We start from the raw sequence: 24453 nt of genomic DNA on the forward strand, positions 1-24453 counted from the left end.
GTTCCTGGCCGAGCCTGCATTTATTGGGGGCCTGCGCAAGATTGCTCAGATTTATTCACGCTCGCTGGAGTGGAGAGAAGAGGTTGTGATGAAAAAACTGCTTGAGGTGTATGCACGGTTTGCAGCATTGGCTTCTTATCTCCAGTCCCCATTTCTCTTGGTGGTGCGTCTCTACTGGGGATGGCAGCTTGTCCAGAGCGGATGGGGGAAGCTGCATCATCTGGATAAGATCACCGACTACTTCACGAGCCTGAATATTCCGCTTCCTGCTATAAGTGCTCACTTCGTGTCGGGGTTGGAGTTCGTTGGAGGACTGCTGCTGATTGTGGGGCTCGGCTCGCGGCTTATCGGATTGATGCTTACGGTGAATATGCTGGTGGCATACTGGACTGCGGATCGAGAGGCGCTCTTTGCGGTCTTCTCAGATCCGGGCAAGTTCTATAACGCTGATCCATACACGTTCCTGTTCGCGGCGGCGATGGTTCTGGTGTTCGGTGCTGGGTTGTTCTCCTTAGATGCGTTGTTGAAGAGGCGTTATCGAGGATGGATCGAGAAGCAATGACCGCAATCTCCGAGAACAGGAATGAAGCTCAGATGATCGCCTCCATCCTCGCAGGCAATACGCACGAGTTTCATGATCTGATCCAGCCGTATGAGCGAAGCGTCTACAGCATGGCGCTGTCGATGTTGCAGAACGAGGCGGATGCAGAGGATGCGGCGCAGGAGTCGTTCCTCAAGGCGTTCCGCAACCTTGAGAAGTTCCGCGGCGAGGCAAAGTTCAGCACATGGCTGATCAGCATTACGCTGAACGAGGCTCGGAGCCGGCTGCGGCGGAAGAAGACCGCGAAGACGGAGTCGCTGGATGAGTTGCAGGAAGGCGGGCATGTGTCGCCGGCGTTGCTGCGAGACTGGCGGGAGATTCCCTCCGAGGCCCTGGAGCGGCAGGAGGTGCGGCTGTTGCTACAGGATGCGATTGGCGATCTGCCGCTGATCTATCGGGAGGTCTTTGTGCTGCGTGATATGGAGGATTTGAGCGTCAACCAGTCGGCGGCGGCGCTTGGTATTACTGTTGCAGCGGCAAAGGTGCGGTTGCATCGCGCGAGGCTGATGTTGCAGAAGCGGCTGGCTCCGCAGTTGAGACAGGTGCTGCCGAAGCGGAGGTGGTTCCCATGGTTCTAGAGTGCAAGCATGTGTGGGAGCATATCTCCGGCTATCTGGATGGGACGCTGGATGCAGCGGTGCTGGAAGAGGTGCAGAAGCATCTTGAACACTGCGAGATTTGTTCTGCGATTCTGGATTCGACGCGCAATATTCTGATTTTGACCGCAGATGAGCGTGTCTTTGAACTGCCGCTGGGTTTTAGTGAACGGCTTCATGCGAGGTTGGAGGCAGAGATGCGGGGTTTTACTTACAAGCCCTCCGGGTCGGGCGAGGGCGATACCTAGGAACCGCGATGAATCATGGAGTGAGTGATCCACTCGGCCGCCACCAGGATGAGGGTGATGACGGCGAGCGCGATCTGGAGGTGTTCCGAGCGCCGTTGGCTGGGAGTAGCTGGCTGGGTGCGCCACTGCGAGGAAGGGCGGGTGCGCAGGGAGCGAATGCGCCAGATGACGTAGAGATTAACGAAGGAGCCAAGGGTCGCGGCTATCATCATGGGGATTCGGATAGCGTCGCGATGGAAGCCGGTAGGGGGTGGGTGGATGCCAAAGGTGGCCGACGCGAGGGCGCTGAGGCCGATGGCGACTCGAACTCCGCTGAGGGCGATGACGGCTGTGCAGGCACTCTGCAGAACGATGAAGACGAGGCTGGTGGCGGTGACGAGCCAGGTTTTTCTGCTCTCCGGTGGGGGAAGGGCCGACGGTGGCTGGGGCGAGACAGTTCGGGAGGTTGTCTGAAGGGCCATCTGTTCCTCAAGTTATAGACGTATCAGCGTGGTTGTCGAGGGACCGGGAGATATAGTGTCGGTATCTTTTGTGCCTGGAGTCGGGACAGGGGTCACCACGGACGGCTTAGAGGGAAGATCAGCTGCCTGACTGGACAGTCGGGCGACTCGAGTGCGATTGCTCCCGCGGCCTCGATCCCTAAGGATAAATCGCTGACGAAGAACAACTTCCCTTGATCATCTGGTGATTCGCTGATGCGAACAGGGTGCAGGCTTACTGATTCGAACGATATATCGAAGGAGGCCAGGGAGGCGATGAGGCCGCGGCCGTCCGCTTTGAGAACTGCTTCCTTGCGGGTCCAGTAGCGATAGAAGGTCTTGATACGAGCCTGTGGGTAGGAGATTGCAGCCAGGGAACGGCTTTCTTTCTCCGTGAAGTTATGGTGGGCGACCTCCATGATGTCGGTCGACCGGTCGAAGTACTCCACGTCCACTCCGACGGAGCCGCTACGGGTTAGCGCGATGAGGATTGTGTCTTTGGAATGAGCTACGTTGAAGGCGATACTGGGGCCGTTGCGATGGGAGAGCTGAGGTTTTCCGTGAACTCCGGTTGTGATCGATAGAGAGAGGGGATCAAGCCCCGAAGCGTTCCCGAGAAGGATTCTCAGACATGCCCGTCCGACGGAGAAATGTTCCTGGACCCGTCCCGTTCGGCGACGGCTGGCTTGGAGCTGTTCGGCGTGAGTGAGAAGCGGGGCGAAACGGTCGTGCAGTCCTGTGGCACCGGCCAGGTCGATCCGCCAGAGTTGCACTTCGCCGGCCTCCAGTGGCGGGAGGGTATCGACCTGTTTCCAATCACTCGACATAAGAGACAAAAGGGGCGCGATGCAACCGTGTTGCCATCATAACCAGTCCGTTGGGTACTTTAGTTCTCGTGCGCCCGGGAAGACGGTGAAATACTGGGAAACATACAACTTTCAGGTATTTTCGAGCACGATAGTCTTAATCGGTTTTTGGAATTATGCGTACAATTAGGCAACATGAGCGGGTTGACTTCGAGAGCTTCTGGCAGTACCTTTCGCTCCAGTTGCATCCTTTATTTAAGTATTGAGCGATGTCAGCGAATTAGCGATCGATTAGCCAATGCCGGTAGGGCACTCTGAGTCAATTTCGTTTCTGCTGCGTTTCTGATCTGCGTGGGGCTCGATGGAGAACGATGGACATGTTAAGAATTCGGCCACTGAGGGCGAGCGACTGATGGGTCTTTCCCAGACTCCCGAAGCTCCGGAGTTGAACGGATTGGACGGGAGGGCTCTCGACACGATCGTGAGTGTCTTTGAGCGAGTGGCTGCGGCAAAATCCGACGCGATTGCGATCGTCTGCGGAGAGACTCGCTGGACTTACGGACTGCTGAACGCGAAGGCGAACCATCTCGCGAGGAGGTTACGAGAGCTCGGGGTTCGAACCGACTCCTTTGTTGCGATCTATCTCGACCGTTCGCCTGAGATGGTAGTGGCGATACTCGGCATCCTGAAGGCCGGGGGTGCCTATCTTCCCATCGACTTTGGGTATCCGAAGGCCAGAGTGCTAGAGATGCTGGAGGATGCGAGACCGGTTGCGATGCTGACGACTGCGGGTCTTGCTTCGGGGGTATCTGAGCAGTTAACTGCTTTAGCTGTGTCGGTTGTGGAGATGGATGGGGCCGCGGCGGACTCTTCCAGAACGGACGATCCGCCACCTGCATCGACAGGGGAAGATTTAGCGTATCTGATGTACACCTCGGGTTCGACCGGGAAGCCGAAGGGCGTGATGGTGACGCACAGGAATGTACTGCGCCTTCTGGAGCAGACCGATGCGTGGTTTCACTTCGGAGCGAACGATGTGTGGACGATGTTTCACTCCATTGCGTTCGACTTTTCGGTGTGGGAGATTTGGGGACCGTTATTGACGGGTGGGAGACTGGTGATCGTACCGTTCGCCGTGAGCCGCTCGCCAAGGGATTTCTACGAGCTTCTCTCGATGGAGCGGGTGACGGTGCTCAATCAGACCCCATCGGCATTCTTCATGTTGATCCAGGTGGAGCAAGACAGTGCTGTTCTTCCGCTGTCACTGCGCGTTGTCATCTTCGGCGGTGAGGCTTTGCAGTACCGCAAGCTGGCTCCGTGGTTCCAGCGACACGGAGATACGGCCCCGCGGCTGGTGAACATGTACGGGATCACGGAGACGACGGTTCACGTGACGTACCGCCCTATCACTGCGGGAGAGGCGGAGTCGGTGCAAGAGAGTCTGATCGGGACGCCGATACCCGATATGCAGCTTCATCTGCTCGATGAAGCGAAGAGGCCGGTGCAAGCGGGTGAGGTGGGTGAGCTTTATGTAGGCGGCGGCGGGGTTGCACGCGGATATTTGAATCGTCCGCAGTTGAACGCTGAACGTTTTATTGCTGATCCCTTTGAAGGGCCGGCTGGCGCTCGGCTGTATCGTACTGGCGATCTTGCGCGGATTCGCCCTGATGGCGAGGTTGTCTATCTCGGCCGGAACGATAGCCAGGTAAAGATCAACGGATTTCGGATCGAACTAGGAGAGGTTGAGGCGGCTCTGGCCCAGGTTCCAGGGGTGAAGCAGTCGTGCGTGGTGGCGCATACGGATAAGACAGGAAATCAGCGGTTAGCAGCCTATTTTGTTGCGACTCCGGGCATTGAATTAACTGCTCGGACGCTCGGAGAGTTTTTTGTCGCCAAGATGCCTGCGCACATGAGGCCATCTTCTTATACCGCTTTGAAAGAACTGCCATTGACGGTGAACGGGAAGTTGGATGTTGTCGCCTTGCCTGCTCCTTCGATTGGGTCTGGTGCGACGACGGCGGATTCGGCGTCACAGTCGCTCTCTGAAACAGAGGAGCAGGTGTCGCGGGTGTTTACCGATGTACTCGATCTCAAGGGAATTGGGTTGGACGATAACTTTTTCGATTCGGGAGGTACATCGCTGCTGCTGATTAGTGCTCACCTGCGGTTGCAGGCTCACTTTGAGCGGGTGATTCCCGTTACGGTGATGTTCGAGTGTCCGACCGTACGGTCGTTGGCGAAGCGGCTTTTGGCGAATGGATCCTCCACATCGGAGAAAGATGCGATCCGGCAGCAGGCACAGAGGGCGAGAGGTGCGTTCGCACGAGCCAGGGCAACGAAGGGTGTGACGTCATGAGTGAGCGACTGAACCATGAAACTCGTATGGTGGACCAGAATGCAGGCGACGATCAGCTGCTGGACTGCGTCGCCATCATTGGCATGTCGGGACGTTTTCCGGGAGCGCCAGATGTGGAGGCGTTCTGGCAGAACATTGCAGCCGGCAAGGTCTCCATCTCTCACTTCTCTCCGTCCGAACTGGAGGCGAGAAACAGTGCGGGACTCGAGAACGGCTCGGATTATGTTGCCGCGCGCGGAGTGCTCGATGACCCCGGGATGTTCGATGCTGAGTTCTTCGGGATATCACCTCGCGATGCTGAAAGCATGGATCCGCAACATCGGATCTTTCTGGAGACATGCTGGAATGCGTTGGAAGATGCGGGCTATGACCAGTCGACCTATGCGGGGCAGATTGGCCTCTTTGGCGGGTGCAGCCTCAATACGTACCTGTTGGCGAACTTGTGCCGTGATCGAGCGTTTATCGATGAGGTGACGGGAAGTTATCAGGTTGGCGAGTTCCGGTCGTTTATGGGGAACGATAAGGACTTTCTGACGACTCGCGTTGCCTACAAGCTGAACTTGCGCGGGCCGTGCATCAGCGTGGCGTCGGCGTGTGCGACCTCTCTGGTTGCGGTTGCTCAGGCTAGTCAGAGCCTGTTGAACTATCAGTGCGACATGGCGTTGGCCGGCGGTGTTTCGGTGACTTTTCCGCAGAGGCGCGGGCACATGTACTCCGAAGGAAGCATTGGATCGAAGGATGGTTTTTGCAGACCCTTCGACGCTGCGGCCACTGGTACGGTGTTCAGTCACGGCGCGGGCGTGGTTTTGCTGAAGCGGTTAGAGGATGCCGTTGCCGACCGCGATCATATTACCGCTGTGATTCGCGGGTTTGGAGTGAACAACGACGGGTCCATGAAGGCTGGATACATGGCTCCGGGGGTGGACGGTCAGTCGGGCGTAATTGCTGCGGCGCAGGCTATGGCTGGGGTCGATGCGCGCACTATTACTTATATTGAGGCACACGGAACGGCGACGCCGCTGGGTGATCCGATTGAGGTCGCGGCTCTGACGAAGGCGTTTCGTTTGAACACCGACGCTTCAAGCTTCTGCGCGATTGGCACCGCGAAGGCAAACGTTGGGCATCTCGATGCGGCTGCGGGCGTGGCAGGGGTTATTAAGACGGCGCTCTCTCTGCACAAGGCGACGCTGCCTCCCTTGGCGAAGTTTGAGACTCCTAATCCGAACATAGCCTTTGAAGGTTCGCCATTCTACGTCAATCGCGAGCTAAGCCCATGGCGATCCGATGGGCCGCGACGAGCGGGTGTGAGCGCCTTTGGCGTTGGCGGTGTGAATGCGCATGTGGTGTTGGAAGAGGCGCCCGGCTTCCAGTCGTTGAAACCTTCCTTGCGCTCGGCGCAGTTGCTCTGTGTTTCGGCGAGATCGCAGAGTGCGCTGCAGGTTGCCATCGACAATCTTGCTCGGTATGTCAGAGAGCACCCTGAAGTTCCTCTCGAAGATGTGGCTTACACGCTGGCGGTAGGAAGAAAGGCGTTTGATCATCGTGCTGCGTTTGTGTGTGCGGGATCGGAAGATGCGATCGCGAAACTTTCGTCTGCCGGGGCGCAGGCGCAGCGGGTAATCCCTGCGAAACGGCCGGAGGTAGCCTTTCTGTTTCCGGGGCAGGGGTCGCAGTTTGCGGGTATGGGTAGCTCGTTATACAAGAGCGAACCGGTGTACCGCCGCGAGGTTGATGAGTGCTCCGAGATTCTGCGGCCTTTGCTCGGCCTCGATCTCCGCGACGTTCTCTTTCCGGTCGATGTGGCTGCGCCGGAGGCTGCGGAGAGGCTTCAGCAGACCCAGTTCGCGCAGACGGGAATCTTCGTGACGGAATTTGCGATGGCCAGGCTCTGGCAATCGTGGGGGATTGAACCGCGTGCCTGTGCAGGCCACAGCATTGGGGAATATGTGGCAGCTGTTCTTGCAGGAGTTATGAGCCGCGAAGATGCTCTTCGGCTGGTGAGCCTTCGGGGCCGAATGATGCAGGAGATGCCACGCGGAGCCATGGTGGGCGTGCGGCTTAGCGAGTCGGAGCTTCAGCCGTATCTTGCTGCCGACATTTCGGTCGCTGCGTTGAACGCTCCGAAGCTGAGTGTACTGGCGGGTCCGCTTGAGGCCGTGGAGCAGCTGGAGAAGAAGCTGACGTCGGATGGAGCGCTCTTCCGTAGGCTGCGTACCTCACATGCGTTTCACTCGTCGATGATGGATCCGATGTTGGCTGGGTTCGAGGCCGAGGTTGCCAAGGTTACGCTGCACCGTCCCGTTCGCCCGTATGTTTCGAGTTTCACGGGGACGTGGATTGAGCCAGAACAGGCAACGAGCCCGCGCTTCTGGGCCGATCAGGTTCGTAACCCGGTTCGCTTCGCCGATACGCTCAAGACTCTGATGTCCACTCCGCAGATATTGCTCGAGGTTGGACCAGGAAATACGCTGGCTACACTCGCGCGTCAACAGCCGAATAGTAGCGTGGCCGTTATTATCTCGTCGCTTTCGCAGCGCGATGAACAGTCCCCGGTCGAGGCGGGTTCGCTCCAGGAGGCGCTTGGGCAGCTGTGGATGGCGGGCGTCACGCCGGACTGGACAAAGGTGTACGCCGAGGAGCAGCGGGGACGAGTCTCCCTGCCGACCTATCCGTTTGAACGCAAGCTGTACTGGGTTGAGCCCCCGCCGTTTACGGCTGGCTCGCAGAGCAAGGAACGCCCAACTGTTCCTGGAGCAGAGATGTTGGATACACCACGCGGAGGCCAAGTTGTTCCCGCCGTGATTGAACCGTTGAAAGAGGCACCAATGCAAGAACGCAAACTGCGTCTGCAGCCGATTGTTGCAGAAGTCTTTACTCAGCTGAGCGGGATTGAAGTCACGCCGGATCAGGTCGATCATCAGTTTCTGGAGCTTGGTCTCGACTCACTGTTTCTCACGCAGGCTACTCAAGGAATTCAGAAGAAGTTTGGAGTGAAGCTGACGTTCCGCCAGATTATGGAGCAGTACTCCACGATTGCGAGCCTTGCCGGCTATCTGGACAGCGTGCTTCCGCCTGATGCATTTCCAGTAGCGGCGCAGGTACAAGCTGCTCCAGTGAATGGGGCTGTATCTCCGGTGGACTTCTCCGCTCCGTCTGCGAGTTTCACGAGTGCTGGTTCGCCGGGGCCTGCGGGGTCAGCAGCGGAGCGGCTGTTTAGTGAGCAGATGGCGATGATGTCGAAGGTGTTTGAGCAGCAGATGGCAGCGTTGCGCGCAACAACGGGATTGCCGGCGGCAGCTACTCAGGCGTCGTCCGCGACGATATCTGCGGCGACACCCTTGTCCGCTCCTGCGTCGCCATCAGCGGCACCGTTACCGACGGGCGAAACCTCAGAGGTTAAGCACGGATCTTACAGACCATTGCAGCCGCGGGTTCAACAGGATCTTAATAGCGATCAGCAACAATACCTCGACACGCTGATCGCGAAGTATGAGAAGAAGACGCCAGGGTCCAAGCGTTTGACCGATAAGGCGCGGCCTCATCTTGCAGATCCTCGTGCGGTCGCCGGTTTCCGTCCGCAGTGGAAGGAGATGGTGTATCCGCTTGTGACCGAACGCGCCAAGGGTTCGAGGATCTGGGACGTCGATGGTAACGAATATATAGACATCGTGAATGGTTACGGCGCAATCATGTTCGGGCACTCTCCGCAGTTTGTGCTGGACGCTGTTCATAAACAAATTGAAGAAGGAGTTGCCATCGGACCACAGTCTCCGCTGGCAGGGGAAGTTGCGGCGCAGATCTGCGAACTTACGGGAAACGATCGTGTGACCTTCTGCAACACTGGGTCCGAAGCGGTAATGGCGGCTATACGCGTGGCTCGCACGGTTACAGGACGAGATCGCATCATTTACTTTGCCGGCGATTATCACGGAACGTTTGACGAGGTTCTCGTTCGCAATACGCCGCGGGGAACGGTGCCGCTGGCGCCAGGAATTCCACTTGCGAATACAGGAAATGTGGTTGTGCTGGAGTATGGTGCGGACGCCTCACTCGACTACATTCGCAAAAATGCGAGTGAGATCGCGGCAGTTTTGATTGAACCGGTGCAGACGCGCAACCCGGGCCTGCAACCCATTGCTTTCATCAAGACAGTACGGCAGATTACCGAGCAGGCCGAGATTGCTCTCATCATTGACGAGGTTGTCACCGGCTTCAGGCTTGCGCCGGGTGGTGTGCAGGAGGCGTTCGGAGTTCGCGCGGATCTGGCAACTTACGGCAAGGTGATTGGCGGTGGATATCCGATCGGCGTTCTCTCGGGCAAGGCGCAGTTTATGGATGCGCTCGACGGAGGAGCGTGGCAGTATGGCGACGCTTCAATCCCTGAGGTCGGCGTAACCTTCTTCGCGGGGACCTTTGTTCGACACCCACAGGCTCTTGCAGCCGCTCGCGCGGTGCTCAATCATTTGAAGGCCGCTGGGCCGCAACTTCAGCTTGATCTGAATCGAAAGACTGCTGAGCTAGCGACGCGGCTCGATAATTTCTTTGTGGAGCGCGGCGTTCCGAGCCGGATCCATCACTTCGCGTCCTGGTTTTACTTCACCTTCCACGGTGACGCTCGACTTGGCAGTCTTCTGTACTATGCGATGCGGGAGAAGGGAGTTCATATTCAGGAGGGGTACCCCTGCTTCCTTACCACAGCGCATTCGGAAGAAGATTTGCAAAGAGTTGAGGCCGTGTTCCGGGAGACGGTCGAAGAGATGCAGTCAAGTAACGCGCTTCCCAGCCATGGGGAGCACCACAGTCAGGCGGTTACGGCGCCAGTGTCCGCGATGCATCCTGCGGCTCTGAAGGATACTCCTGCGCAGGTTCCAATCACTGAGGCGCAGCGTGAGATCTACTTTGCGGCCGCGCTAGGCGATGAGATGAACTGTGCCTTCAATGAGTCGGTAACGCTTCGACTGCGCGGCCATGTCGACGAAGCCGCGCTGAAGCAGGCGCTCGAGTCAGTGTTTGCTCGACACGACGCCCTGCGCAGCACCATCAGTGAAGATGGCGAATCGATATTGATCGCTCCAACCTTTCATGGAGTTGTTGAACAGACGGACCTCTCTTCGATAGCAGCCGGGGATCGAGAGCAGACGCTGCACGAGGCGATTGAGAGGGAAGGGAAGACGCCGTTCTCGCTTACAGAGGGGCCGCTTGTACGCGCAACGATCTTCAGGATGTCCGTCGATGAGACGGTGCTGCTCTTTACCGGACATCATATTGTTCTCGATGGATGGTCCGTGAATCAACTCTTCGAAGAGCTCAGCAAGTTCTATAGCGCAAAGGAGAGCGCAAGCGAAAAATTGCTTCCTCTGCTTCCGTTCAGCAGTTATGCCGTTCTGGAGCAGACCCGTCAGAAGTCGGGTGAGTTTGCGGACAATGAAGCTTATTGGGTTAATAAGTTCTCCGGCCTGACGCCGGTGCTTGATCTGCCAACCGACAGACCTCGTCCGATGAATAAGACTTACTCCGGTGCGACTCTGAATGGTAGTCTCGGGTCCTCACTGTATACCGATCTGAAGGGTGCAAGCGCGCGGTTGGGTTGCACGCTCTATGTCACGCTGCTCTCGGGCTTTCAACTTTTGCTGCACCGTCTGACCCGTCAACCGGAGGTAGTAGTTGGGATCTCTACGGCAGGGCAGGCTCTGTTTCAGAATGCGAGTCTCGTCGGACACTGCGTTCACTTCTTGCCGATGTTGAGCCAGTTAGCAGAGGCCGAGACGGTAAAGAGCCATCTCGCCGCAACTCGCAATGTGCTCTTCGATGCGTTCGATCATCAGGAGTTTACCTACGGCAGTCTGCTCCACAAGCTTTCGATTCCGAGAGATGCGGGGCGCCTGCCGTTGATCGAGGTGCAGTTCAATCTCGAAAAGATCGGGAGTCGCATCGGCTTCGACGGTCTGTCGGCGGAGATCAAGGCGAACCCGAAACAATTCGTAAATACGGATATGTTCCTGAACGTGATCGAAACCGAAGATGATCTCAAATTCGATTGTGACTTCAATACGGGCCTCTTTGACGGAGAGACGGTTCGCCGCTGGATGCGCCAGTATGCCAACCTGTTGAGCAGTGTAGTAAGAGATGCGACGGTGCGGGTGGATGAACTGGAGCTGCTGGGTCAGGAAGACCGTTTGGAGATAGTAGAGGGTTGGAACCGGACCGAGGTAACGTTCGACCGAGAGTTTATTCCGATCCATCGGTGGGCCGAGACACGAGCCAAGGAAAAGGCGGATGAGTTCGTCGTAGAGTGCGGCTCAACGAGATGGACGGGAAGGGAACTGGATCAATATGCGAATCGTGTTGCCCACAGACTGCATCGGGAGGGGCTGAAGGCGGGCGATCTGGTGGGACTCTGCGTTCCGCGGTCAGTCGAGATGCTGGGAGCGCTGCTCGGAGTGTTGAAGGCTGGGGGTGCCTATGTACCGCTGGATCCACGGCATCCAAAGGAACGATTGGAGATGGTGCTCGAAGACGCAGGCGCGGGGCTTCTGGTTGTGGGGAGTTCGTTTGCCGCTGCACAACCTGGATTCAAAACGTCGGCGAAGGTAGTGACGTTGGATTCACGGATAGCCGAGGAGAGCGATGCGCCTCTTGAAGTGCCGGCCGCAGCGGACTCGTTGGCGTATGTCATCTATACCTCCGGCACAACCGGCCGACCGAAAGGCGTAGCCATTGAACATCGGGCGCTGATGAACTTGTTGCGCTCCATGGAGCGTGAGCCTGGACTGAATCGAGCGGATGTGCTGGTGGCTGTGACGACGCTTGCCTTCGATATCGCAGGGCTGGAACTGTTGTTGCCGTTGTTGACGGGAGCGCGACTGGTGATCGCGAACGAAGAGGAGGTGGCGGACGGCTACTTGTTGCTGCAACTGTTGCAGCGCAGTAAAGCGACCGTGCTGCAGGCCACTCCAGGAACGTGGAGAATGCTGATCGATGCGGGATGGAGCAGCGAGTTGCCGCTGAAGGTACTGTGCGGTGGTGAAGCGCTGCCGCGAGACCTGGCAGATCAACTGGTGGAGAGAAGCGAGCAGGTTTGGAACGTCTACGGGCCAACGGAAACAACGATATGGTCGTCCGCAACGCGGGTCACCGCTGGGACAGGACCGTTGCTGATCGGGCCTCCGATTGCGAACACCCAGTTTTATGTGCTCGATCATCGGCTGCATCCGGTGCCTGTTGGAGTTGTGGGAGAGCTCTATATTGGAGGCACGGGACTAGCACGTGGATATTGGAAGCGTCCCGACCTGACTGCCGAACGGTTCCTGCCGAACCCATTTGCTGAGGGGCGCATTTACAAGACTGGAGATCTGGGTCGCTGGCATGTCAATGCCGAGGGACAAGGACAAGTTGAATTGCTCGGTCGCACCGACTTCCAGGTCAAGATTCGCGGCTATCGAATTGAGTTGGGAGAGATTGAGACCGCTCTGAACAGACACCCCGCGGTGCGCGAGGCTGTGGTGGTTGCGCACACGAGCAAGAGCGCTGGAGCGGCGATCACACGACTCGTGGCTTATGTCGATGCCGGCAATTCGGCGGAACACGCTACCGCGCTCACAGAAGATCTACTTACGATGTTGACCGGTGCACTGCCTGAATACATGATTCCTGCGGTGATCCTACCGTTGCCGCAGCTTCCGCGATCTCCGAACGGAAAGATAGACCGCAAGAGTTTGCCGGATGCGGAGATGTTTCTCAAAGGAGGTTTTCATTCTGGACAGCGGCCGTTCACTGCGCCTAAGACGGCTGATCAAAAGAAGCTTGCGGAGATTTGGTCTGAGGTGCTCATGCTCGATCGCGTTAGCATCACAGATAGTATCTTTGAACTTGGAGCAGACTCTTTGCTCATCTTCCGAATTGCCGCACGCTCTCAGAAGGAAGGTTTGAACGTCACAGCAGCGCAGATATTCAAGCATCGGACTATTCTGGCCTTATCCGATGGTTTGGGGGGGCAAGCGGAGACGAAATCCAACACGATCAAGGTAGCACCGCGAATTGCCGTAGCTCCACGAAAGGCCTATCGCGGTGAAAGCGGGACGCGCGGATGAAGCAACATTCCCAGGCTGCGACGGGGGTTACCACGAATACTCCTGAGGAAACGCCTGTCGTAAGCTCGATGGCGCCGCCGGCGGACGAAGTGTACGTCATGCCTGCCACACAGGGACAGGTTCGCTTTTGGTCACTGGATCAGATGCATCCTGGAAATCCTGCGTTGAATATGCCGCTGATGTGGCAATGCCGCGGCGAATTGAATGTGGATTTGCTGGCCATGGCTTTTACCCTAGCGGTGCGACGACATGAGATGTTGCGAACGACCTTTGCGATGGTGGATGGAAGACTTTCGCAGATCATCGGGGGACCGTACAGTGTTGCGCTGCCGGTCAAAGACTTGCAGGACGTGCCTGATGCGGCAAACTCACCCGAGGCAGGCAGACTGATCCGTGAGCATGCGGCCTACCGCATGGACTTGTTCAACGGGCCGCTTCTCGCTCTCAAGCTGCTGAAGTTTGCTCCGCAGCATCATCTGCTGCTCGTCACGATGCACCACATCATTTGTGATGGCATCTCTCTTGGCATTCTTCTGCGCGACATTGCGGTCTTCTATGAAGCTCTGATGGAAGAGAAGAAGCCTGTTCTGCCGGAGCTGCCGATTCAGTTTGCAGACTTTGCCGTCTGGCAGGAGGAGTGGCGAAAGAGTGAAGCAGCCGAGACTTCGCTGAATTTCTGGCGCAAGACTCTCGGAACAAACTTTGGGCGACTTGAACTCCCACACGATGCGACTCCCGAAGGCAGGCGAGATGTTCGTACGGACTCCGAGTCAGGAGACATCGAGACGCTTCTCATTTCACCGGAGCTTACCGCGTTAGCTCATGAGTTTTGCAAGAATCAAAATGTAACGCTGAATATCCTGCTATTCAGTATCTTCTGCGCTCTGTTGCACCGGGTAACCGGGCAGCGGGATCTTGTCATTGGATCTCCGTGCGCAAACCGGAACGAAGATACGGAGGAGCTGATTGGGCTCTTCATGAATATTCAGGTACTTCGCGTGGGGATCGAACCGCAGGAGACGTTTCGATCTCTGCTTACAAAGGTGCAGGACTGGACGCTTGGCGCATACGAAAATCAGGAGCTTCCGTTTGAGGAGCTGATCTATGACTCACATTTCTCGCACAACAATACTTCGTTTGAGATTCCGATCTTCTTTCTGTATCAGAAGTCGTTCATGGTGATTCAGCGGGTTGCCGGACTTGAGATTACGCCGCTGCGATCAATGAGTCCGGGCGCCGTCTTCGAGTGGATGTTCGCCATCGTCGATCGGCCGGAAGAAGGACCGCGGCTGCAGCTTGAATACAATCCCAACTACTTTCGTCCAGGAACAATTCAACGATATCTGACGAGTTTCATTGCACTGTTGGAGTCTGCAGTGCGGGAATCCTCAATCCAGCTGGAGAAGATGGCTCCGGCAGACGATTTTCTTCCTGCCAAGCTGCCCGATAACCAGAGCCGAATCGTATCGCGCAGAAACGCGCGGCCTCTCCAGGAAAAACAATTTGATGGTGGCGCTGCGATCATGGAGAAGTTGGACGACCAGGTCGCGACTATTAGTGACCCGATCGAGATTCAACTGCTTGAGCTTTGGCGCTCGATGCTGGGTGTTGAGGAGATCTCCGCTGATACGAACGTCTTTTCTCTTGGAGTAAGTTCGCTTTCGATCCTTCGCCTTGTCACGCGAATGAACAGCCTGTATTCCATGGGTTTTGGCCTGGCCAGTTTGATCTCTGCTCCGACGATCAAGATGGTTGCAGAGCTGGTCCGCAGACGCTACGCGCCTAACACGGTGACCTCGTTGGTGCCGATTCAACCTGTCGGCACGAAACGGCCTCTTTACATCGTCCATGGTGCGGGAGGGAACGTAGTCAACTTCTATGGCCTTACGACAAGAATTGGTGCGGATCAACCAGTTTACGGGGTGCAGGCACAGGCGCTTGAGCTCGATCAGCCGGCGCTGCTTCGCATCGAGGATATGGCTGCTCACTATCTGAAAGAGATTCGCCGAGTTCAGCCAGAGGGACCTTATCATCTGCTTGGTTATTCCTTCGGTGGAATTGTGGTCCTTGAGATGGCCCATCAACTACTTGCTGCGGGCGAAACGATTGGCCTGTTGGGGATGCTGGACACAAGAGCGAGAGATTACATCGAAGGATGGCCGGCCGAACTATCGTCCAACAATGGGCGGACTCAACGCGGCGGTCTTGCGGGATTTTTTCGCAGCCACGCCGGTCATGGAAGCGCCAAAGGATGGTGGGATTTTTTTCTAAAAGATCTTGGGGAGCGCAGAGTTCGCTACACAATTACGATCGCTGCGCGAATGTTCTCTACGTTGCCAGCCTTCCTCAAGAATACCCACGAGATCAACTCCGTTGCTGCGCGAAACTACAAAGTGAAACCAGTTTCACAAAAGTTGACTCTATTTCGAGCTGCGAATCAGGCGGATAGCAGCATCCCTTCTGATAACGGTTGGTCGCCAATCTTCAAAGGTGGAGTCGAAATTCATGAGATTCCCGGAGATCATTGGCAGGTTTTGTCTGTGCCGGGAATCGACGTGTTAGCGAGGTCGATCCATGGGTGCCTTAGTCAATTTGATGAACCCATGGGGTAGGGTGTTCTGGTCCGCAAAGATGCTCTATCGAAACAGAGTCGGCTTTAGAGCTGTCTCGACTGATGCTGCTTTGGATTCTGGACTCCAGTGCTCTATCTTGACCTCGCGAAACGGGCTAGAAGTTCCTGATTCAAGTAGAGTCGGCTTTCTTTCTCGGATAGTCTGATCGAAGAAGGCGAGCGCGTAGGCGCGAACGATAGTTTCTATGCGTCCCGGTGAAATATGGCTGGGTTGTGTCCATCTGCGCCACGGACTAACGAGAGGATGGTCTGTAAAGTCCATGTGTGAGGTGTTGCTGATGGATACCTTATACCCGCCAAACTGCCGGAGACTGGTATCGACTACTTTGTGGTCGGTTGCGTCTAGTTCAGCCTCGGCCCGTGCGGCAGTTCCCAGCGTTGCCGGATCTGGGGGCGGAGCGCCGTTTCCTACTCCGTAGAGAAACATTGTTGACTGGTTCGCCGCGCGCTGCCGGAGATCTCCGAACGTCCAGCCGTCCATATTTATAGCGGATTGAATTCGTGCATCCACGGAGCACACCTGTATTGCGGCTGCGCCACCGAAGGAATGGCCCAAAGCGCCGGCTCGCTGAGTATCGAGTCGACCATACCAGGGGCTCTTTGGATCCAGATTGTCGTTCTGCAGCGTGTTGAGAACAAAGACCTCATCGGCCACCCATTTATTGAGCTCTTTATTCCAGGTGTCAATAATTTCACTGGCGGAATGCAGATTGGTATCCAGAGCGTCGCCGCCATTGATATCTTCGATGATGCGATCTCCAGGCAACGCGACCCGACTGGAGTTGTAGGTGTGGTCGATCGAGGCGACTACATACCCATGGCTGGCAAGGTCTTCTGTAAGAAATGTATCCTGCGTACGTCTTCCCGCCCAGCCGTGATTGAATAGCAGGACGGGAAACGGACCACCCTGGCTTGCCACGGGTGCATCTTCTCTGGAGTTGGTCCAGAGGACGCTTCGGTAAGAGGTAATGAGAATCGTCTCGGACGTGGTCTCGTAGGCAGCCAGATGATTGTTCGAAGGATCGGCTGGGTACCATAGTTGCACCACGAGTTCTCTGGACATTCCGGGCTTCTCCGCCCTGTCTTCCATGCGACTCGAATCCTTGAGATAAATGATGCGTGTTCCGACCGGGTAGGTTCCCGTTGGTTTCGGAAGAGTAAACATGGGCACGATCAGGAGCAGTCCGAACGTCGTGATTGAAAGCAGCGCGACGGCGATGGCCACGGGGTTTCTCATCGCTGGATAGCGTGAAACTCGACGAGATGCCGGTATCAGTTGCCAGACCACGAGTAGCATGAGTCCTGCAAGGACAGGAAACATCTGCCAGTGTGTTCCCTCGTGGATTACGTGCCAGGTAGCGACGAGCACACCAAAGACTGTAAGAGGCCTCGACCAGTGAGCGACCGATTTCGTCAACTGCGCCACGGCGGCAGCAAGCAGGGTTGCAATCAAAATTACTTCAAATAGTCGCATAGCCTGTCGAGTGCGCTCATCCGGCGGCATGATGAAGCGGCTCGGATAACTCCGAATCGAACCCAAGTGCTGCCAGTCGGTTGAAGCAAACCAGGATCATGGCAGGTCGAAGGTCAGAAACGATCTTTATTGAAATGGAGAATGCATTTAGTGCAAAACCAAGTACTTCAGGCCATGAGAATCCACGCCTGCTCTAAGTTGCTCGACACTCTTACGAAGACTTTCTCAAAGAAGACAGCTTATGCAAAGCAGCCTTCGCAGCAACTACAGCAACCATGGAGTGAGATTTGAGGTAATCCACCGTGAGAGATTGGCCTGGCGGACGCGGAGTCAGGCCAAGTGTTCGAAGAGCATGGTTCGCCCGGTAGGTATTGGCGCGAAGAGTGTCTTTGAACTGAACGTTAACATTGAGCGAAACAGAGACGTTGTCGTCGTTTTCCACCCAGTGAGGACAATTCACGGGGATATGCACACCGTTTCCGGGCCTTAGTTTATAAGAAGTAGCGCGGGCCTGAAACTGTGGTTTGTAGACAGGCGCGTTGTTATCGACTGTCCAGAAACGTTCGATCTCCTCTTCAGGAAGAACCTCTCGATCCGCACGGTCAAAGATATGAATCGTCTTCGTTCCCTTAATCTGGAGCAGGAAACTGCACTCTCGATCGATGTGGTAGGTTGCGATGCGCTTCGGGGAAGTGACAAAGATGAGAGCGTCTTCGCGGAGAATTCGAGACTTCAGGTCTTGATCAATCTTTGATTTGATCTTTTCCCATCCACTGCCCAGAAATATCTTGTATTTCGGGTCCTTCTGAACGTCCTTGAATAGTAGCCACGCGCCACAGGTCTCGATACGTTCCATGGTCTCGACGACCGAGAACTGCTTTGCAGGCATCTGATCCCAACGCTGGTCGACCCGGATATCCTTCCCCGCATCGTAGTAGATGCCTCCTGGTCTGTCCCTTTTCGTACGATCCGCTAGCTCCATAAGTTCCGGAATCTGCAATAACGGATGTTCCGCTAGGGAATGAGTGATCTCGAAGTGTTCGCGATCGAATCCACGGCTCAGCCGAGCACTATCGGTCGTAATCCAGCACTCTTCAAGAAGGTCGTTTGAGATGGTTTGAGTTGACATAACTAGCAGGTACTCCTAGGCCAGAAATTTCACGCAAAGTCTATTCTCTAGCTTCGCGTCCGCACAATGAAAATGTAAGTACAGTTTTAGTAACTTACTAAAGTAATTTTTGGAAACTCAACCTTGCGTCGGTTTGTCACTATCTCAGAGGTACAGGGTATAGCTTTTTCTCAGTGGAATCACTCAAAATCTTCGATTGTGATGTGGTTTCGTCTAACGGCCTATCCGCGGGCCTATGGACCGGAACCACCGACAGGCGGTTAAGTGACGAGAGTCGCCGGAACGCCCAAACTCTTTGAAGCTTTGGCTCATGGCTCGCGTTCTAACTCCACAGGGATAAGCTACCGTTCATGAGCGGGATGGATTTTAGAAGGCTCTGCTGGCGGCACAGTCGGCAGCCCCGCTGCGCGCCACGCATGAAATCCACCAACTATGTCCGTCGCGCTCCAGAGTCCGAGATCCTGCAGGGATGCGGCCGCGAGGCTTGAGGTGTAGCCTTCCGAACAAAACACGATTATCTGGAGATCATGATTGGACGCGACCGGCAACCGCGCGCTCGATGCTGGGTCGAACCTCCATTCGAGCACGTTACGCTCGACAACCAATGCGCCCGCAATACTGCCCTCGATCGCGCGCAGGCCTTCGGGGCGAATATCGACGAGTATCGCCTCTGGTTTGATCATCGCCCCATAGGCCTCATCCGGAGATAGCCGTTGCAATCGGGCCCGTGCCGCTGAAAGCACCTGCTCAATGTTCGAGGCACCGGTCCGGTCTACTGGTTTCCGCCTCTGCACTGGCCACTCCTGATCGAGCGTCTCAGCATTCTCAGAAACGCGTTCACGCGGAACCAGTCGACTCCCATCCAGCTCGTACTCGTTCATCTCGTCGAGCGGAGGCGAATAGGCGTGGATACTGATGGCCGGTGCAAGGGAGATATTTCGGACGTCATGCGCGTAGTCGGGACCGAATGCACGCGGCTTACCCGGATAGATCACATGGCTCCGCTCACCAACACGATGCTCTTCAAGAATCCCAGTCGCCACTACGAAGGCTCCTGAAGACGCGCCGTGATCGTGGAAGCCAGTGGATTGTCCCGGCATCCAGCTGATCACCCATATGTCATAGTCCTGATCGTGATAGAGCCGCTCATACCATCGCCGTTCGGCGCGCAGTCGCACTCGATCCAGCCATTCATCAGACGCCGCGAACAGCGAGACGATATTTTCTAGCTGCTCTGGCGTTCTCGAAACCACGACGGGAAGGCCTTTCGCTGCTATCAATGTGTTGCTAGCGTCATGGGCAAGTCGTTTGTCTGTTGCAAGTTGCATGAGACTTCTCCTGTAGCAAAATCTTCGCCAACAAGCCATGCACGGATGCCGGCTTCTCGACGGATGCTATGGGTGGACGATGAGGTTTTCGGATGAGCTTTGGGGAGGGCGCTTCAGGTGTATCTGGGGATGTTGCCGCTCACCCAACGAAGGGCTGGTCACAGCAACAACAATGAAATAGAGAAAACGCCATGTTTGACGCTAGCATGGCATGAAGAATCGGGTCAATGTTTTAGGAACCTTGTTCAAGCAGCTTGATCCTTCGGGGGTGGCATTTTGCGGTCAGAGGCGTGCGACTTCACCGACGCTTACTGGAGGGGCGACCTCGACGGCCTCGGCTAAGTTGCGGCAGGTGCTGGAGTGGATGAGATAGATCTTACGGTTGCACAGAAGTCATCGAAACTGAGACGCGACGAAGCCCCAATAAGCTGAATCTCGAGTTTCCATCGACATCTCTCTCGCGCCCCAAGGCTTCGGGCGGTGCCGTTATGTACCGCAGAGGCGAGGGAGTCGACGTTTGAAGTAGTGGGTTCGAGCGCCACGGTGTATTGCTTCTCGACTCCGGTTGTAGGCCACGTTCCTGCACAGATCCACATGCCTAAGAAGGGAAGGGCGTTTGGATCAAACCGCACGACGAGCCCCTGGCCCACTTTTTCCCGGTAGAGTGCACCCCAGCCAGACTTTCCCATGCGGGCAAAGAGTTTGTGTGCCGTTCTTCCATCCTTGGCTCCAACTCTGCTGAGGTCCACTACAGCTCCCGAGGACGACTGCGCTCGAGGCCACGCGACGGCACTATTTCGCATGACCAGATCGGCGGCTGAATACTCAACCGTGACTTCTTCGATCTCGCTCGGTAGGACGATACGGTCTCCCGCGTCGACTCGGAGTAGCGGATGGGCGGACCAGAGCCAGGTTGTAGGGGAGTCAGACGGATTGAAGAGGTCGTACTCGAGAACGAGGGAGGACTCCTGCAAGGTGGCGCGTCGGGTTAGGCTCAATGGTCTCGACGTCGCATCGGCGTGAAGGACAATGCCCTCATCGTGAGAGTCGACATTCCAGTTGATCCGCCATAGGTCGCCGTGGTCAGGTACTGGCGCTTCGCATGCAATACTCTCGCAACTCGCAACACTCGGAAGGCACTCGTCAAAACCGCCGCCGTCACTCTCGTCGAAGTTTGCTGTCGACGAGACTCGATGGTAGTTCTGCAACGGTGGCAATAAAAACTCCTCTCCCGTCAACGTGCTGCACAGAGACGTGATCTTGCCGCCAAAAGCAGGAAGAATTCGAACCTGCAGGAGGTTGTTTTGAAGCGAAAGTGTTTGTTCCGTGTTCCTCTCCATAGGTCAATCAGCCTTCATGGTAGACCGTATCAAAAACATCTTGACAATCAGGAATTGACTGTGACACCTTCTGTAGCGGTAACGTTCACGATATTTACACCATTATGTAAATACCGAATTGCTAACGTTGCATCGTGTACCTACACATTTTATTGCGCTTTGCCGCTTTTGCAGAGGATACGCATCTGAAATGCGATCACACTCATGAAGCTTCGCGCTTCAATCGAGTAATAGTAATAAGGAGAGGGGTTATGACGGCGAGGATGACAAGCTCCATTGAATCAAAGATATCGAACCTGAAGCATCAGCACGGCGAGGCAGGAAGTAGATACTTGCGAGTTGTCTTCGCAATCTGTTTTGCGGTCTTCTTCGGATGTGCTTTAGGTGGACGCGCACAGACGCCTGGAATCGCCGAAAAGCCTTATCAGGGTTGGAGCAGCTTTAGTCAGCAGACGATCTCGAGTAACTTTCTGACTCAGGCAAATATGACTGCGCAATCGGACGCATTGTTCGCTTCTGGGCTGCAGGGCCACGGCTTCAACTACATCAACATGGATTCAGGCTGGCAGGGGAGCTTCGATGCTAATGGGCGTCCGATTCCGAATTCCACGATCTTCCCCGATATCACTGCGCTCGTCGCGCACATCCATACAAACGGGCAAAAGGCCGGAATCTATTGGATTCCCGGCGTGGAATATCCGGCTGTGGTTGCGAACTCGACAATCCTTGGTACGCCGTACCATATCCAGGACATTCTGGCCGTCCCTTATACGGCTGGGAATGCCTTCGGTGCGCCTGGAACCTCGCCGTATCACTACAAGATCGACTTCACGAAGCCGGGAGCGCAGGAATATATCAATTCTGTTGTAAATCTCTTCGCTTCGTGGGGTATCGACGCGATCAAACTCGATGCTGTGACGCCGGGCTCGTATAGCGATGACCTGTCGATCGATAACCGAGCGGATGTGGCGGCGTGGGCGGAGGCAATTGCACAGAGCGGTCGGCCAATCTGGTTCACTATTTCGTGGGCACTCGACCAGGACTACCTGAGTGTCTGGCAACAGTTTGCGAACGCACGCAGAATTGAAGGCGACATCGACTGCGAAGGAAACTGCTCCACAATTACGAACTGGGCCATGGCCTCCTGGCGTTTTTACGATCTAGTGGGTTGGCAGAATGCTGCCGGTCCTTTGGTTGGCTGGAACGACCTTGATTCGCTGGAGGTCATGAACAACACCACTTCAGGCTTGAGCTATGAGGAGCGGCGATCAATAGCTACCCTGTGGGCGATGGCCAATGCGCCAATGTATCTGGGTGGCGACCTGACGACTCTGGATGCTTTTGGGAAACAGCTTCTGACAAATGATGAGGTAATTGCTATCGATCAGTCCGCGCATCCAGCGAAGCAGGCTTTGGGTGGTGATACACCAGTCTGGGTGTCTGACATGGAAGATGGGAATTACTACGTGGCGTTGTTCAACTTGAACGCGTTCCCATCCCGAGTGGTCGTCCCCTGGAACAGTCTTGGCTTTGCTCACGCGAGCCGAGTTCGCGACTTGTGGAATCACATTGAGCTGGGAAGCCTAGACCACGGATTCGATACGACGATCCTGGGTCACGGCGTGCGACTTCTGAAGGTTACAGGTGAGGGACGCCCCAGACCAACCGAATCGCAGAGCTATGAGGCCGAGGCGGCGACATTGAGCGGCACCGCCGTTATTGCCGCTTGCTCAGCCTGCTCCGGCGGAGAAAAGGTTGGTGGTCTTGCACTGGGTTGGAACAATGCGGTCACTTTCAACAACGTCGCCACGAGCAGAACAGGGGTCTATCAGATGCAGATTGACTCGTTGACCCAGGGTCCACGGTCGCTGATCTACCAAGTGAACGGAGGGCCACTTCAGACTCTTAATGTAGGCGGTGGCAGCTTCTTTCTCCCGTCCAGCACCACAGTCTCAGTTGCTCTGAATAAAGGTATCAACAGTATTAAATTCGGAAGTCCGACCAGCTATCCGCCGGACATGGACCGCATCGTCGTTAGTGGAGATGGTTCCGGAACTCCTCCTCTTCCGAGCTCGACGACCTTTGAGGCGGAAAACGCCACGCTGGCAGGAACCGTAACTCCGCCCTATTGCGAGTACTGTTCCGGCGCGGACGAGGCGGGAAACATTGGCGGTGGCAGCGGAAATACAGTGACCTTCACGCAAGTCAATGTCGCCAAGACTGGGACCTATCTGATGGAAGTTGACTATCTCACAGCCGCGCCACGCTCGTTCTTCATCTCGGTCAACGGTGGTGCCAACACGGAGCTGGATTTGAATGGAAGCAGCTGGAATCTGCCAGCCAGCACGGTGATTCCTGTCCAGTTGCAGGCTGGATCCAATACGATTCAGTTCGGCAACGATTCTGGTTATGCGCCGGCTCTGGACCGCATTGCTATTGCACCAGCCGTAGAGTCGCCGACGCTGACGGGAGCGATTGCAAGCAAAACAGGTGGAGAGAATCTGCGCGTCTGGAAGATTGCATTGACCAATTCGGGTAGTGGCCGTGCTCAAGGCAGCCAGCTCAACACCTTCTCGGTGACACAAGCGGGTGGCGACGGTGCTTGTCATCCAAAGGTAATTGAACAGCTGCCTATTGAACTGAACGGAATCGCACCCGGTGGCCACGCTGTTGTTGATGTTCCGATTGATTTCTCCAAATGCGGCAAATCTGCAACATTCAACGTGAACCTTGTCTTCTCCTCGGACAATGGCGCTGATGTCGGAGATTTAGTGGGAACTGCGGAGCCGCGATAGCGACTGCGAGCGTTTCGTTTCTCAAGTCAATCAACCGAAGTGGAGTTTGCATGCCGCAAGATGCCAAGGGAGCGCTGCAGAATCATCTGCAGCGCTTTGGGCGGTGGGAAACTGCTGGATTGCCGGTCGCTGGAAGTTGAGTTGTTGAGGTCGCCGGCGGAGGTGAGGGTGTTGGTTTGCAACTCGATGGTGAAACATGCGGTGACGACGGGGGAGTATGGCAACCGGCGCGGCGGTTCTGCGGCAAGCCGGAGCGCGGCTCCCTGGTAAGAATTCAGAAATGCATCCTCAACCGTCTGAGGGACGGATGTTGCTAATTCTGCGTGTACGAGCACGACAACCGGGGTTTGGTGGCGCATTCCAAGGACGAACTTTGATTCTAAAATCCGAATACGCTAGATTTCATATCGCTGAGGAGCGATGGAAATATCGGCGAGACAAATGAGTGGTGACATCTTTTCTTGACAACGCTGAACTAGCCGCCTAGAGTTTGATTTGCGGTAACGTAAACGTAAATGTAAACGCATGATTCATAAGGCGCTCGCCGGCTCTCAATCCGCACTCCAGTCGCGCAGCCGG

At 55.8% G+C, this 24453-nt stretch carries 14 protein-coding genes; 7 read left to right on the forward strand and 7 right to left on the reverse strand.

Annotated features, from left to right (window positions below):
* Positions 1 to 88 precede the first annotated feature (88 nt).
* From RBB81_RS14810 to RBB81_RS14820, 3 genes are read left to right on the forward strand one after another with little or no spacing between them, the layout of a single operon-like run.
* On the forward strand, positions 89 to 562 hold the full coding sequence (locus RBB81_RS14810) for a DoxX family protein (protein WP_179582866.1): 474 nt from the start codon (positions 89 to 91) through the stop codon (positions 560 to 562).
* Positions 559 to 1179, forward strand: coding sequence for a sigma-70 family RNA polymerase sigma factor (locus tag RBB81_RS14815; RefSeq protein WP_179582868.1), 621 nt, complete (start codon positions 559 to 561; stop codon positions 1177 to 1179). Before RBB81_RS14810 ends, RBB81_RS14815 begins: the two co-directional genes overlap by 4 nt.
* Positions 1170 to 1445, forward strand: a complete 276-nt coding sequence (locus RBB81_RS14820; RefSeq protein WP_183788448.1) for an anti-sigma factor family protein — start codon at positions 1170 to 1172, stop codon at positions 1443 to 1445. The genes RBB81_RS14815 and RBB81_RS14820 overlap by 10 nt, the downstream gene beginning before the upstream one ends.
* Here RBB81_RS14820 and RBB81_RS14825 read toward each other — a convergent pair.
* Together RBB81_RS14825 and RBB81_RS14830 are read right to left on the reverse strand one after the other, a co-directional pair.
* Positions 1442 to 1906, reverse strand: coding sequence for a hypothetical protein (locus RBB81_RS14825; protein ID WP_353071176.1), 465 nt, complete (start codon positions 1904 to 1906; stop codon positions 1442 to 1444). The genes RBB81_RS14820 and RBB81_RS14825 overlap by 4 nt on opposite strands.
* 92 nt (positions 1907 to 1998) lie before the next feature.
* Entirely contained in the window at positions 1999 to 2697 is a 699-nt protein-coding gene (locus RBB81_RS14830; protein ID WP_353071177.1) for a 4'-phosphopantetheinyl transferase family protein, read from the reverse strand.
* A 445-nt stretch (positions 2698 to 3142) separates the two neighbouring features.
* On the opposite strand from RBB81_RS14830, the gene RBB81_RS14835 reads away from it, so the two are divergent.
* From RBB81_RS14835 to RBB81_RS14845, 3 genes are read left to right on the forward strand one after another with little or no spacing between them, the layout of a single operon-like run.
* Positions 3143 to 5086, forward strand: coding sequence for an amino acid adenylation domain-containing protein (locus RBB81_RS14835; protein ID WP_353071178.1), 1944 nt, complete (start codon positions 3143 to 3145; stop codon positions 5084 to 5086).
* Entirely contained in the window at positions 5083 to 13176 is an 8094-nt protein-coding gene (locus RBB81_RS14840; protein ID WP_353071179.1) for a non-ribosomal peptide synthetase/type I polyketide synthase, read from the forward strand. Before RBB81_RS14835 ends, RBB81_RS14840 begins: the two co-directional genes overlap by 4 nt.
* Positions 13173 to 15788, forward strand: coding sequence for a condensation domain-containing protein (locus RBB81_RS14845; RefSeq protein WP_353071180.1), 2616 nt, complete (start codon positions 13173 to 13175; stop codon positions 15786 to 15788). The genes RBB81_RS14840 and RBB81_RS14845 overlap by 4 nt, the downstream gene beginning before the upstream one ends.
* 24 nt (positions 15789 to 15812) lie before the next feature.
* On the opposite strand, the gene RBB81_RS14850 is transcribed toward RBB81_RS14845, so the two are convergent.
* From RBB81_RS14850 to RBB81_RS14865, 4 genes are all read right to left on the reverse strand, one after another.
* Positions 15813 to 17282, reverse strand: coding sequence for an alpha/beta hydrolase family protein (locus RBB81_RS14850; protein WP_353071181.1), 1470 nt, complete (start codon positions 17280 to 17282; stop codon positions 15813 to 15815).
* Positions 17283 to 17493: 211 nt separating this feature from the next.
* The gene (locus RBB81_RS14855) at positions 17494 to 18411 is read right to left on the reverse strand and encodes a hypothetical protein (protein ID WP_353071182.1); all 918 of its coding nucleotides are present in this window, start codon (positions 18409 to 18411) and stop codon (positions 17494 to 17496) included.
* A 341-nt stretch (positions 18412 to 18752) separates the two neighbouring features.
* Positions 18753 to 19739, reverse strand: a complete 987-nt coding sequence (locus RBB81_RS14860; RefSeq protein ID WP_353071183.1) for a rhodanese-like domain-containing protein — start codon at positions 19737 to 19739, stop codon at positions 18753 to 18755.
* Positions 19740 to 20077: 338 nt separating this feature from the next.
* Positions 20078 to 21079 (reverse strand): hypothetical protein, encoded by a 1002-nt coding sequence (locus RBB81_RS14865; RefSeq protein WP_353071184.1) that lies wholly within the window; start codon positions 21077 to 21079, stop codon positions 20078 to 20080.
* A 251-nt stretch (positions 21080 to 21330) separates the two neighbouring features.
* Here RBB81_RS14865 and RBB81_RS14870 point away from each other — a divergent pair, with 251 nt between their 5' ends.
* Positions 21331 to 23874: an alpha-galactosidase D gene (locus RBB81_RS14870; RefSeq protein WP_353071185.1), complete on the forward strand. Its 2544-nt coding sequence runs from the start codon at positions 21331 to 21333 to the stop codon at positions 23872 to 23874.
* A 26-nt stretch (positions 23875 to 23900) separates the two neighbouring features.
* On the opposite strand, the gene RBB81_RS14875 is transcribed toward RBB81_RS14870, so the two are convergent.
* Positions 23901 to 24233 (reverse strand): hypothetical protein, encoded by a 333-nt coding sequence (locus tag RBB81_RS14875; RefSeq protein WP_353071186.1) that lies wholly within the window; start codon positions 24231 to 24233, stop codon positions 23901 to 23903.
* Positions 24234 to 24453 lie beyond the last annotated feature (220 nt).

Origin of the sequence: Tunturibacter gelidoferens (assembly GCF_040358255.1) — a bacterium.
Lineage (GTDB): Bacteria > Acidobacteriota > Terriglobia > Terriglobales > Acidobacteriaceae > Edaphobacter > Edaphobacter gelidiferens.